This is a genomic window from Dyella sp. (assembly GCF_035508675.1).
Lineage (GTDB): Bacteria > Pseudomonadota > Gammaproteobacteria > Xanthomonadales > Rhodanobacteraceae > Dyella_B.
This window is the reverse complement of record NZ_DATJMN010000322.1, coordinates 1-11,219: the sequence shown is the minus strand read 5'-3', so window position 1 is coordinate 11,219 and position 11,219 is coordinate 1. Positions and strand designations below refer to the sequence as shown.

The window sequence follows — 11,219 nt, the reverse complement described above, 5'->3', positions numbered from 1 at the left end:
ATTCAAGCAATCGTCCGTGGTGCAGTACGTCAACTTCTGGCCGTGCGAATGGGACAACGATCATCGCTACATGGAGCGCCTGTTCGAAGCTGCGCTCGAGCACGGCGTCGGCCTTGGCGGTCCGGACGTCGTGCCGTATCGCAAGGCGCACATGCACAACGCATACCCATTCTTTCATCGCTACAAGGACCGGCTCGCGCTGATTGCGATGGCCGTGCAAGAGCCGACCTTGACCTACAAGGACCCGAATACCGGCAAGCCATTCACCCGGGCACAAGCGGAGGACTTTGCGCGAAACTATCTTGGTGCGCGCATCATCTTCTGGAGTACGTCGTCGCCGTGGTTGTCGCAATAAGATGCGATGCTGCCTTCCCTCCAAGGACCCAATCATCCATGCTTTACCTTGCCTCCCAATCGCCGCGCCGGCGTGAATTGCTCGGCCAGCTCGGCGTGAGTTTTTCCATTCTGGACGTAGACGTCGCCGAGGTGCCGTTTCCGGAAGAGCGGCCGGTGGACTATGTGCGGCGCGTGGCGCGCGACAAGGCGCAGGCGGGCTGGGAAGTGCTGGAGCGCCATGCCCAGGCCGAGGCGCTGGTGCTCGCCTCGGATACGGAAGTGGTGCTGGGGGAGCGCATCTTCGGCAAGCCGAAAGACGCCGACGATGCGATGCACATGCTGCAAGCACTGTCCGGTTGCACGCACGAGGTGATCTCGGCCGTGTGCGTGCTGTCGGCCAAGCGGGAACATGATGACGTCTGCATCTCGCGCGTGCGTTTTGCGCAAGTAGACGAAGCGGAGATGGCTGCGTACGTGGCGACCGGCGAGCCGTTCGGCAAGGCCGGGGCGTATGCCATCCAGGGCAAAGGGGCGAGCCTGATCGAGTATCTGGAAGGGAGCTATTCCGGCGTGATGGGTTTGCCGCTGTTCGAGACGGCGCGGTTGTTGCGGACGTTTGGCGTGGCAGTGTGACGTTTGCTTGCGATGAGCCGCGACTTCGTGGCTTTCTGCATGGCAACGTTGGGGTTCGCATGCGCTCACTGCCAGCCTACGCGTTCAAGCCTATCCTCGTGCCTCGGCAAGCAACGCCACCAGCGCAAACAGGTTGTATAGGCCATGCGCCATAATCGGCGGCCATAGCGATCCGGAGCGCAACCGCAGCCAGCACAAGGCAGCCGCAAACAGCATCAGGTTGGGCAGCGCATACCACTGAAAATCCAGGCCGGCCAAGTGCACCAGGCCGAACATCACCGCGCATATCGCGACGGATTGGGCGGTAGACATCCGGCGCATCAAGGCGGAAAGCAGCACACCGCGAAACATCAGCTCCTCGACCATCGGGCCGATCGTGACCGCCACGATGGCCAGCGGCAGGCGCAGATAGCTTGATGCGTGCTGGGTGAGTTCCTGCACGTTTTGCGTGACGTCATGGCCACGCGCCAGCCATTGCGTGAGCAATGCACCGAACGGCGGCATCACCACGCCGACCAGGAGCGCCGCGGCATACCAGCGAGAGCTGCGCGGCGCGTTGAAACCGAAGCCGGGTGGTTCGGCTTGCAACCACAGCTGCGGCCACTGGCGGCGCACCAGCCAGAACAGGAGCAGCGCGATCAACGGCAACGCCACCACCATCAGCATGGCACTGCTGTCCGTTTGCCTCAGCACGCCCATCACGTGCTGGTGCAGGTCGGCCAGCGAGAGCTGCGGGTGGCGGATTTTTTCCAGCGCGCCGACGACCAGTCCCATCAATACACCGGCACCGACCTGCAGCAGGAAATACAGCAGCACCAGGCCGATGGCATGCAGCACGCCTGGCCCGTTGCCACGGGGGTTAGCCGGCGGCGCCGGCTTGAATGTCGACACCGTCATCGAGATGCGGATCAGCCGGCCAGCAGTGCGCGGCCCAGGCCCAATACGCCCATCACCAGCGTCGCGGCCCAGCCCACCATGCTTACCAGGTAGCCCGAGCCGCGCTTGCTCGCATCGCGCAGGTAAGCCATGGCGTACCACACCCGCCCCACGACCCACAGCAGTCCGGCGATACCGGCCCACAGCACGTAGCCGTAATGGGCCGCCAACCATAATGTGGGCAGAAACATTACGGTGTTTTCCAGCGTATTCATTTGCACCCGGTAAGCGCGCTCGAAGGCGGGGTGGCCGCTGACCGCGGGCGCCGCAATCTGGTACTTCCCCCGCGCATGGCCCACTACCCACGCCGTGGCGAATTGCAGGAGGACCGTCAGCAGGGTGACCAAGGCGGGCAGGTTCTGAATCATGGGTCGCATTGGGGCGTGGAAAAGGATGCGTCACTGTAGCGGTTTGGTGCCATGCTTGGGGAGTCGAAACGCACTTGCGTGCCCAGGCTTAAGCATGTGATCGGGGGTCTTATGGATTGGCAGAAAGGCGAAGAGAGCCAGAACGTCGAGGTCGACCAGGGTGGCGGTGGTGGTCGCGGGTTCGGCGGCGGGCGCCTGGGGATCGGCGGTCTTCTGATTCTGGCGTTGTTGGGCTGGATCTTTTTCAAGAACCCGCTTGCGCTGCTCGATCAGGGTGGCGGGCAGCCAACCACCTATGCGCCAAGCGGCCAACCGGTGCAGGTGGATCCGCAGCAGAAGGAATTCGTCAGCCGGGTGCTGGGCTCCACCGAAAAAACCTGGACCGACATTTTTGCAGGCATGGGCCGCACCTATGTCGATCCCAAACTGGTCCTGTTCAGCGGTGGCGTGAACACCGCCTGCGGTGCGGCTTCCACCGCGGTGGGTCCGTTCTATTGCCCGGGCGACCAGAAGGTGTACCTGGATCTGGATTTCTTCCGCGAACTGCAGACGCGCTTCCATAGCAGCGGCGATTTCGCGCGCGCCTATGTGATTGCGCACGAAGTGGGCCATCACGTGCAGAACCAGTTGGGCATCTTCGACAAGACCGCGCAACTGCAGCGGCGTGGTGCGGCCATGCAAGGCGCCACCGGTCTGTCGGTGCGGCAGGAGTTGCAGGCCGATTGTTTCGCCGGCGTATGGGCCAACCGCACGCAGCAGCGCCTGCAATGGTTGCAGCCGGGTGATGTGGAATCCGCGCTCAATGCCGCTAGCCAGATCGGCGATGATACTTTGCAGCGCGAGGCGCGTGGCACGGTGGTGCCGGATTCGTTTACGCACGGCACGTCGGCGCAGCGCGTGAAGTGGTTCAAGACCGGGTTGGAGAGTGGGGATATCCGGTCGTGCGATACGTTTAGCGGTGCGTTGTAGCAGTGCGGGCGACGGGGGCGCTGTCGAAGCGGTAGATGTCCATGGCCATGAAGCCAAACTCGATACCCGCATCGATACGTTGCCCCTCGACCTGCTCGCCGGCGGCGCCGAGCGCCACGTACAGCGGCAGCAGATGTTCGTCGGTGGGATGTGCGCGCGCGGCACCGGGCGCCTGGCGGCGGTAGTCGAGCAGCGCTTCGATATCGCCCGCGTTGATCTTCTGTTCGATCCAGCCGATGAACGGGCGCAGGTACGGTGCTTCGTTCGTTTCGCTGTAGCCGGCGCGGAAGTCGTGCAGGTTGTGCGTGATGCTGCCGGAACCGATCACCAGAATGCCTTGTTCGCGCAAGGGTGCCAATGCGCGGCCGACCGCGTATTGGTGCGCGGGGCCGAGATTGGGCTGGATCGACAGCGGTACCACCGGGATGTCCGCTTGCGGATAGAGCAGGCGCAACGGCACCCAGGCGCCGTGATCGAGTCCCTGCGTGGGGTCGAGGCGGGGCGCCAAGCCTGCATGGTCGAGCAATTGCATGACTTGCGCGGCGACCTCCGGCGCACCGGGCGCCGGGTATTGCACCTCGAACAGCTCGCGCGGGAAGCCGTAGAAGTCGTGGATGGTTTCCGGCCGTGTGGCGCCGCCCACGCTCGGCTGGTGCGCCAGCCAGTGCGCGGTGGCGATCACCACGGCCTTCGGGCGGGGCAGTTCGGCGGCGATGCCGGCCAGCCGCTTGCCAACCAGGCCGGGGTGCAGCGCGGTCATCGGCGAGCCGTGGGAAACGTAGAAGCTGGGCAGGGCATTCATGGCGGTGAAGTATGGCCGCATGAACCTGTTTGCAGCGGTAAGCGGTGGGGAACGCAGTGTTGCGCAGGGGGCGACAACCTTGTGTAGGTTGGGGCCGATGCCACACCACGGCCAGCGCAAGCTGGGATGGTCATCCCAGCCTACGGGCAGGAGGGTTATTTGCGGCGTACCGGCTTGTCGCCACCGCGGCCATGCTTCGGCTTGCCCGCATGCCCACGCGCATGTGCCGGCTTGAAGCCCGGCTTGCGCGGCGCATGCGTGCCGGCGGCTTCCGCTTCATTGCCGTCCCACTCGCTGATGCGCAACTGCTGCTGATTCACCCACACCTTCTTGAGATGCTGGAAGACTTCCTGCGGCATGCCGTCGGGCAGATCGATCAGGCTGTAGTCGTCGCGGATGCTGAGGCGGCCGATGTGCTGGCTCTCCAGGCCGGCTTCGTTGGCGATGGCGCCGATGATGTTGCCGGGTTTTACGCCGTGTTCGTGGCCGACTTCGATGCGGTAGGTGCGCTTGCCGGTTTCGGTGGCGTGCGTGCGTTGCTGGTGGCGCGGTGCGAAGTCGCGCGGGTTTTCGTCGCGATGGGGGGACTCGCGGAAGGGCCGTTTCGTTTCGCCATCCTGCGCGCGGGCCGGGCGTGGCTCGCGTTCTTGCGCGCGCTCGCGCTCGCGCTTGGGCGGTGCTTCCAGCAGCAGCGGGCGATCGCCTTGGGCGATGCGCGCCAGTGCAGCCGCGATCTCGATGGCCGGTATGTCGTGTTCCTGCTCGTATTGTTCGATCAGTTGCTGGAACTGCTCCAGCCCGCCGATTGCCAGCGTATCGCTGATGCTCTGCTTGAAGCGCGCAATGCGGCGATCGTTCACCGCCTCCACCGTGGGCAGCTTCATTTCCTCGATCGGCTGGCGCGTGGCGCGCTCGATCGCGCGCAGCATGCCTTTTTCGCGCGGGGTGACGAACAGGATCGCTTCACCGCTGCGGCCGGCGCGGCCGGTGCGGCCGATGCGGTGCACATAGCTTTCCGTGTCGTACGGAATGTCGTAGTTCAGTACGTGGCTGATGCGCTCCACGTCCAGGCCGCGCGCGGCGACGTCGGTGGCGACGAGGATGTCGAGCTTGCCATCCTTGAGTTGCTGGATCACGCGCTCGCGTTGCGGTTGCGCGATGTCGCCATTGATGGCGGCAGCAGCCAGGCCGCGCGCCTGCAATTTTTCGGCAAGCTCCTCGGTAGCCTGCTTGGTGCGCGAGAAGATGATCATCGCGTCGAACGGTTCGGCTTCCAGGATGCGCGTCATCGCATCGAGCTTGTGCATGCCGCTCACCCACCAATAGCGTTGGCGGATGTTCGCCGCGGTGGTGGTGGCGGCCTTGATGGTGACTTCCACCGGATTTTTCAAATGCTGTTGGGCGATCTTGCGGATCGGCGACGGCATGGTGGCGGAGAACAAAGCCACCTGGCGTTCCGGCGGCGTGGCTTGCAGCACTTTTTCGACATCGTCGATAAAGCCCATGCGCAGCATTTCATCCGCTTCGTCGAGCACGATGAAGCGCAGTTCGGAAAGATCGAGCGTCTTGCGATCGAGATGATCGATCACGCGACCGGGCGTGCCGACCACAATGTGTACACCGCGGCGCAAGGCATGCAACTGCGGGCCGTAGCTCTGGCCACCGTAGATCGGAAGCACCTGGAAGCCTGGCATGTGCGCGGCATAGCGCTGGAACGCCTCGGCCACCTGGATCGCCAGCTCACGCGTCGGCGCCAGCACCAACGCCTGCGGCTTGCCCGGGCGCATCTCGATGCGCGAAAGGATCGGCAGTGCGAAAGCGGCTGTCTTGCCGGTGCCGGTCTGCGCCTGGCCGAGCACGTCGCGGCCTTCGAGCAGAGACGGGATGGTGGCGGCCTGGATGGGTGATGGCGACTCGTATCCCACGTCGGCCAGTGCACGCAGCACTTCCGGCGTTAGGGCAAGCGCAGAGAAACCAGCGATGGCCGGAGCAGAGTCGGAAGAGGGGGACGACATGGGGGAAACCTCAAGGTGACATGCACGCGGCATGCAGGAGAAAGGTGACTATTGTAACAGCCCGTGGCGGACATACTCTTGCTAGATTGCGTCGCTATCAAGGAGCCAAGCCGCTATGAAAAGCCGTCTGAAAGATCGCATTGCACTGGTTACGGGAGCGTCCTCGGGGATCGGCGAGGCAACCGCGCTGGCCCTGGCGGAGCAGGGCGCCAAGGTGGCGATTGCCGCCCGGCGCAAGGATCGCCTGGAACAGCTCGCCGCCAAGCTCGCCGGGTTGGGGGCGGAACCGCTTGTGCTGGTGGCGGACCTTGCGCTGGAAACGCAAGCTCAGCGCATCGTGAAGGAAACGGAAGCGCACTACGGTCGCCTTGACATCCTCATCAACAACGCTGGCGTGATGTACCTGGAGCCGGTGGCCGACGCGGATCTGGGCCGCTGGCGCCGGATGCTGGAGTTGAATGTCCTCAGCCTGATCGCATCCTCCCAGGCAGCGCTGGCGGGGATGCGTATGCGGCGTGATGGGCACATTGTCAATATTTCCTCGGTGGCGGGACGGGTGGCCAATCCCAACGCCGCCGCTTACGCGGCGACCAAGTTCGGCGTGGTGGGCTTTTCCGAATCGCTGCGGCGCGAGGTGTACAAGGACAATATCCGCGTGAGCGTGATCGAACCGGGCATGGTGGATACCGAATTGCGCGAGCACGTTGGGCACGAAGCCAGCCGCCGCGCCGTCAATGCACGCGCCGGTGAGATGCGTCAGCTGCAGGCCGAGGATATTGCCGACACCATCCTGTTTTGCGTGACACGTCCGGATTACGTGTGCATCAACGAAGTACTGATGCGGCCCACGGATCAGGAGCGCTGAACGCCGTGATGGACATGCCCGTGCTGGAAACCGCGCGCGCACGCATACGTGTCGCGCAGATCACCGATGCGAGCAAGCTGCTGCGTTACCGGCTGGAGAATCGCACGCATCTTGCGCCGTGGGAGCCACTGCGCGGCAGCGAGTTCTACACGGTGGAGCATTGCATCGAGACCATCGGGCAGAGCCGCCACAACGTGGAGCACGATCGCGGTTATCCGTTGCTGGTGTTCGATCCTCAAGAGCGTTCGATTCTTGGCACTTTCACCTTCGCCAATATCGTGCGTGGCGCCTTCCAGGCCTGTCACCTGGGTTATGGCCTGGCCGCGCACCTGCAAGGACAGGGTTTGATGCGCGAGGTGCTGGAGGCGGGCATCGCCTGGGCGTTCGATGAACTGGGCTTGCACCGGATCATGGCCAATTACCTGCCGCGTAATGAGCGCAGCGCGCGCCTGTTGGCGTCGCTCGGGTTCGAGCGGGAAGGGTATGCGAAGCGTTATCTGCAGATTGCCGGCGTGTGGGAAGACCATGTGCTTACTGCGTTGATTGCGCCCAGCGGCTGAGCTATCAACTCCCTCCCCTGCTTGCAGGGGAGGGTTGGGTTGGGGTGGGGTGCGAGCGAAGCGAGCGGCGGAATGAATGCTATGGCAAAGCTATGTGCGCACCGCCAACTTACGCGACCCTGCCTCTCGATAACACGCTATCTTCCCCTGCAAGCAGGGGAAGAAGCTGCGCTCCATCAAGCTTTGGCAGCAGGCCTGCGCCCACGCGAGCGCTGGCGCTTGCGATTGCCCATCGCATGCTCGCCCGCGGCACTGCTCTGTTGCGCGTGTCCATGCGGCCGATGGCCGTTGCCGCCCTGCCGCGGCGGACGTGCCTGCCGCTGTCCCTGCTTGGGACGCGGTGCCTGCGCATCCAGCCGCAAGGGCATGGACAGCTCGAAGCCAGGCACTTCGTTGATCGCGATGTCCTGGTTCAACAGTTTGCGGATATCGCGCAGCAGGCCCGATTCCTCGTGGCACACCAGCGACAAGGCGATGCCGCTGGCGCCGGCGCGGCCGGTGCGGCCGATACGGTGCACGTAGTCTTCTGCCACCATCGGCAGGTCGTAGTTGATCACGATCGGCAACTGGTCGATGTCGATGCCGCGCGCGGCGATATCCGTCGCCACCAGCACGGTGACGCGGCCGCTCTTGAAATCGGCCAGCGCCTTGGTGCGAGCGTTCTGGCTTTTGTTGCCATGGATTGCCGCGGCGCGCAGGCCTGATTGCTCCAGGTAACGCACCAGCTTGTCGGCGCCGTGCTTGGTGCGGCTGAACACCAGCGTCTGGCGGCGGCTGTCCTGGCTGAGCACGTGCAACAGCAGGTCGCGCTTGCGCGCGCCGTCCACCGGGTGCACCTCGTGGCTCACCGTGGTGGCCACGCTGTTGGCCGGTGTTACGGAAACCTCCTGCGGCGAGCGCATGAACTGCATCGCCAGCGCCTTGATCTCCGGCGCGAAGGTGGCCGAGAACAGCAGCGTCTGGCGCTGCTTCGGCAGCGTGCCGATGATGCGCTTGAGCGAGGGCAGAAAACCCATGTCGAGCATGCGGTCGGCTTCGTCCAGCACCAGCACTTCCACGCCGGAAAGATCGATCGTGCGCTGCTGCATGTGATCCACCAGCCGGCCCGGCGTGGCGATGACGATGTCGGTGCCGCGGCGCAGCGCCTGCACCTGCGGACCCATGCTCACGCCGCCGAAGATCACCGCGCTGCTTACGCGCAGATGCTTGCCGTAGGCACGAACGTTGTCGTTGATTTGCGCAGCCAGTTCGCGCGTGGGCGTCAGTACCAGTGCACGCGGGCGCTGCTTGCCGGCAGGTGCGGTGGTCGACAAGTGCTGCAGCAAGGGCAGCGAGAAAGCGGCGGTTTTGCCGGTGCCGGTCTGGGCGGCGGCCAGCAGGTCGTGGCCTTTGAGCACTACGGGAATGGCGCCGGCCTGGATCGGGGTGGGTTCGGCGTAGCCTTGTTCGGCGAGCGCGCGCAGCAACGCAGGGGCAAGGCCCAGCGATTCGAAAGACATGATTAGCTCCTGTTGCAACCCGGAGCCTTCGTCTAGAACCGCGTTGCCGTATATGGGGATTTGGATGGGAATGCGTGGCCCGAACGGCCGCGATTCGAGGGGCAGTATACATGAAGGCGGTTACGGCATCGTGCTAGCCTCGCGCAGCCGTTCACCAGGAGCCTTGCATGTCCGTCCTGTCTGCCCTTCGCGAGTTGAATCATGAGCAGCGGCATACCGTGCTGGCGAGTTTTCTGGGCTGGACGCTGGATGCATTCGACTATTTTCTCTTCACCTTCGTGATCGTCGGCATCGCGAATGAATTCCATGTGGGTCGCACCGAGGTCACGCTGGGCGTGTTCCTGACGCTGGCGGCGCGTCCGGTAGGTGCCTTGTTGTTCGGGCGGCTGGCGGATCGCTTCGGTCGCCGGCCGGTGTTGATGGTCGACGTACTGCTGTTTTCGATGTTCGAACTGGCGACGGCGTTTTCGACCTCGATGACGATGCTGCTGGTCTTGCGTTTCCTGTTTGGCGTGGCGATGGGCGGCGAGTGGGGCATCGGTGCTTCGCTGGCGATGGAGTCGATTCCGCCGAAGTCGCGCGGTTTGGTGTCCGGCTTGCTGCAAAGCGGCTACCCCTGCGGCTTCTTTCTGGGCGCGTTGGCGAACTGGCTGCTGATCGATCACATCGGCTGGCGCGGGCTGTTCATCGTCGGCACGATCCCGGCGCTGCTGGTGCTGTACATCCGGCGCAAGGTGCCCGAATCGCCAGCGTGGGAGGCGAGCCAGGCGGTGCATGGCAAGCGCAGCCTGGCTGATGCGATGCGCGGCCACTGGAAGCTGGCGATCTACCTGATGTGCCTGATGGCGGCGTTCAATATGTTCAGCCACGGCTCGCAGGACATGTATCACACGTTTGAAGAGGTAAACCTGCATTTGCCGACCGGATCGGGCGCAGCCTTCGTGCTGGTGGCCTTGCTCAATCTTGGCGCGCTGGTCGGCGGCATCTTCTTCGGCGGCTGGTCGGAAAAAGTGGGACGGCGCCGCGCCATGATCGTGTCGGCCTTGCTGGCCATCCCGGTGATTCCGTTGTGGACCTATGGCGGTTCGCTCGTCTTGCTCGGGCTGGGCGCGTTCCTGATCCAGGTGATGGTGCAAGGAGCCTGGGGTGTCGTGCCGACGCATCTCAACGAATTGTCGCCGGATGCCGTGCGTGGCACCTTGCCGGGGTTTGCGTATCAGATGGGCAATCTGCTCGCTGCCGGCACGGCGACGGCGCAATCCTGGCTGGCGGCACGGGGTGCGGGATTGCCATTGGTAATGTCACTGTGGATCGCAGCGGTGGCCGTGCTGCTCGCCTTGCTGGTGTGGCTGGGGCCGGAAGCCAAGGGTGTGCGTTTCGCGGAATAATGGCCGGCCAAGCACCAGGACGGAGCATGCCATGTATGACCTCAAACTTGCCGAGACCGCCGACGTCGATGAGATCGCCGAGCTGTTGCAGGCCAATTCGGCTGCCCGTGGCGGGGCGCTGACCGGTAATTTCACACGCGAGGTTGTGGCGGGCATGAGCTCGAACGACATGCCTGTCATCGTTGCGCGCCGTGCAGGTCGGATCGTCGGCATAGTGTTCAGTGCGGCCCGCGACAGTGCGGCCCAGCCACCGCCGATCAAGGCGATGTGGCGGGCGTGGCCGGGCGGCCCGTCCGCTTATGCCTACGGCCCGGTCTGTATCGCAGAGTCCGAGCGGGGTCGTGGCTTGCTGCCGCAACTCTATGCGGCGTTGAAACAGAGGCTGCCAAGGCGCGAAGCGGTATTGTTCATCCGGCGCGACAACCTTGGTTCGATACGTGCGCATCAGCGACTGGGCATGCGCGAAACGGCGCAATTCATCTTGCAGGGCGAACATTTCGCCGTTTACAGCGACGGCACTGCCGTGGAAGCCGTGGGCGCCGATGAAACCAGTAGAATAGATGTTTTACCCGATTCGAGAGACAGGCAATGAAGGCTGGCAAGGACAAGGTCATCGCATTCCACTACACGCTCAGCGTGGACGGCGAGAAGGTTGAAAGCTCGCATGATGGCGGCGAGCCGTTGTGGATTTTGCTTGGCTACGGCCAGCTGATTCCGGGCCTGGAAAAGGCGCTGGAAGATCACGGCGCCGGTGACACGCTGCAGGTGGAGATTCCACCGGCCGACGGTTACGGCGAACGCCAGGAAGGCCAGATTCAGCGCGTGCCGAAAAAATATTTCCACCAGGG

At 63.9% G+C, this 11,219-nt stretch carries 12 protein-coding genes and 1 pseudogene; 8 read left to right on the top strand and 5 right to left on the bottom strand.

Annotated features, from left to right (window positions below):
* A pseudogene (locus VMA74_RS17220) lies at positions 1-355 on the top strand (hypothetical protein); the annotation flags it as partial.
* Positions 356-393: 38 nt separating this feature from the next.
* The gene (locus VMA74_RS17215) at positions 394-969 is read left to right on the top strand and encodes a Maf family protein (RefSeq protein WP_325369173.1); all 576 of its coding nucleotides are present in this window, start codon (positions 394-396) and stop codon (positions 967-969) included.
* Positions 970-1,059: 90 nt separating this feature from the next.
* On the opposite strand, the gene VMA74_RS17210 is transcribed toward VMA74_RS17215, so the two are convergent.
* Positions 1,060-1,866: a CPBP family intramembrane glutamic endopeptidase gene (locus VMA74_RS17210; protein ID WP_325369171.1), complete on the bottom strand. Its 807-nt coding sequence runs from the start codon at positions 1,864-1,866 to the stop codon at positions 1,060-1,062.
* 11 nt (positions 1,867-1,877) lie between these two features.
* A complete protein-coding gene (locus VMA74_RS17205; RefSeq protein WP_325369181.1) occupies positions 1,878-2,270 on the bottom strand; it encodes an MAPEG family protein in 393 nt (130 codons plus the stop codon).
* A gap of 114 nt (positions 2,271-2,384) precedes the next feature.
* On the opposite strand from VMA74_RS17205, the gene ypfJ reads away from it, so the two are divergent.
* Entirely contained in the window at positions 2,385-3,242 is an 858-nt protein-coding gene (gene ypfJ / locus VMA74_RS17200) for a KPN_02809 family neutral zinc metallopeptidase (protein WP_325369169.1), read from the top strand.
* Here the strand turns inward: ypfJ and VMA74_RS17195 are convergent.
* Both VMA74_RS17195 and VMA74_RS17190 read right to left on the bottom strand, forming a co-directional pair.
* Positions 3,226-4,044, bottom strand: a complete 819-nt coding sequence (locus VMA74_RS17195; RefSeq protein WP_325369179.1) for a class III extradiol ring-cleavage dioxygenase — start codon at positions 4,042-4,044, stop codon at positions 3,226-3,228. The genes ypfJ and VMA74_RS17195 overlap by 17 nt on opposite strands.
* Before the next feature lie 155 nt (positions 4,045-4,199).
* A complete protein-coding gene (locus VMA74_RS17190) occupies positions 4,200-6,059 on the bottom strand; it encodes a DEAD/DEAH box helicase (RefSeq protein ID WP_325369167.1) in 1,860 nt (619 codons plus the stop codon).
* 115 nt (positions 6,060-6,174) lie between these two features.
* On the opposite strand from VMA74_RS17190, the gene VMA74_RS17185 reads away from it, so the two are divergent.
* Positions 6,175-6,924, top strand: a complete 750-nt coding sequence (locus tag VMA74_RS17185; RefSeq protein ID WP_325369165.1) for an SDR family NAD(P)-dependent oxidoreductase — start codon at positions 6,175-6,177, stop codon at positions 6,922-6,924.
* Between the two features lie 8 nt (positions 6,925-6,932).
* Positions 6,933-7,484, top strand: a complete 552-nt coding sequence (locus tag VMA74_RS17180; RefSeq protein ID WP_325369177.1) for a GNAT family N-acetyltransferase — start codon at positions 6,933-6,935, stop codon at positions 7,482-7,484.
* 176 nt (positions 7,485-7,660) lie between these two features.
* On the opposite strand, the gene VMA74_RS17175 is transcribed toward VMA74_RS17180, so the two are convergent.
* Positions 7,661-8,983 carry a DEAD/DEAH box helicase gene (locus VMA74_RS17175; protein WP_325369163.1) on the bottom strand — a complete coding sequence of 441 codons (1,323 nt, stop codon included), beginning with the start codon at positions 8,981-8,983 and terminating at the stop codon, positions 7,661-7,663.
* Between the two features lie 167 nt (positions 8,984-9,150).
* Here VMA74_RS17175 and VMA74_RS17170 point away from each other — a divergent pair, with 167 nt between their 5' ends.
* The 3 genes from VMA74_RS17170 to VMA74_RS17160 all read left to right on the top strand — a co-directional run.
* Positions 9,151-10,371: an MFS transporter gene (locus VMA74_RS17170; RefSeq protein WP_325369161.1), complete on the top strand. Its 1,221-nt coding sequence runs from the start codon at positions 9,151-9,153 to the stop codon at positions 10,369-10,371.
* A gap of 31 nt (positions 10,372-10,402) precedes the next feature.
* Positions 10,403-10,963 (top strand): GNAT family N-acetyltransferase, encoded by a 561-nt coding sequence (locus VMA74_RS17165; protein ID WP_325369159.1) that lies wholly within the window; start codon positions 10,403-10,405, stop codon positions 10,961-10,963.
* The coding region (locus VMA74_RS17160) for an FKBP-type peptidyl-prolyl cis-trans isomerase (RefSeq protein WP_325369157.1) at positions 10,960-11,219 on the top strand (260 nt) is incomplete at its 3' end. The genes VMA74_RS17165 and VMA74_RS17160, both read left to right, overlap by 4 nt.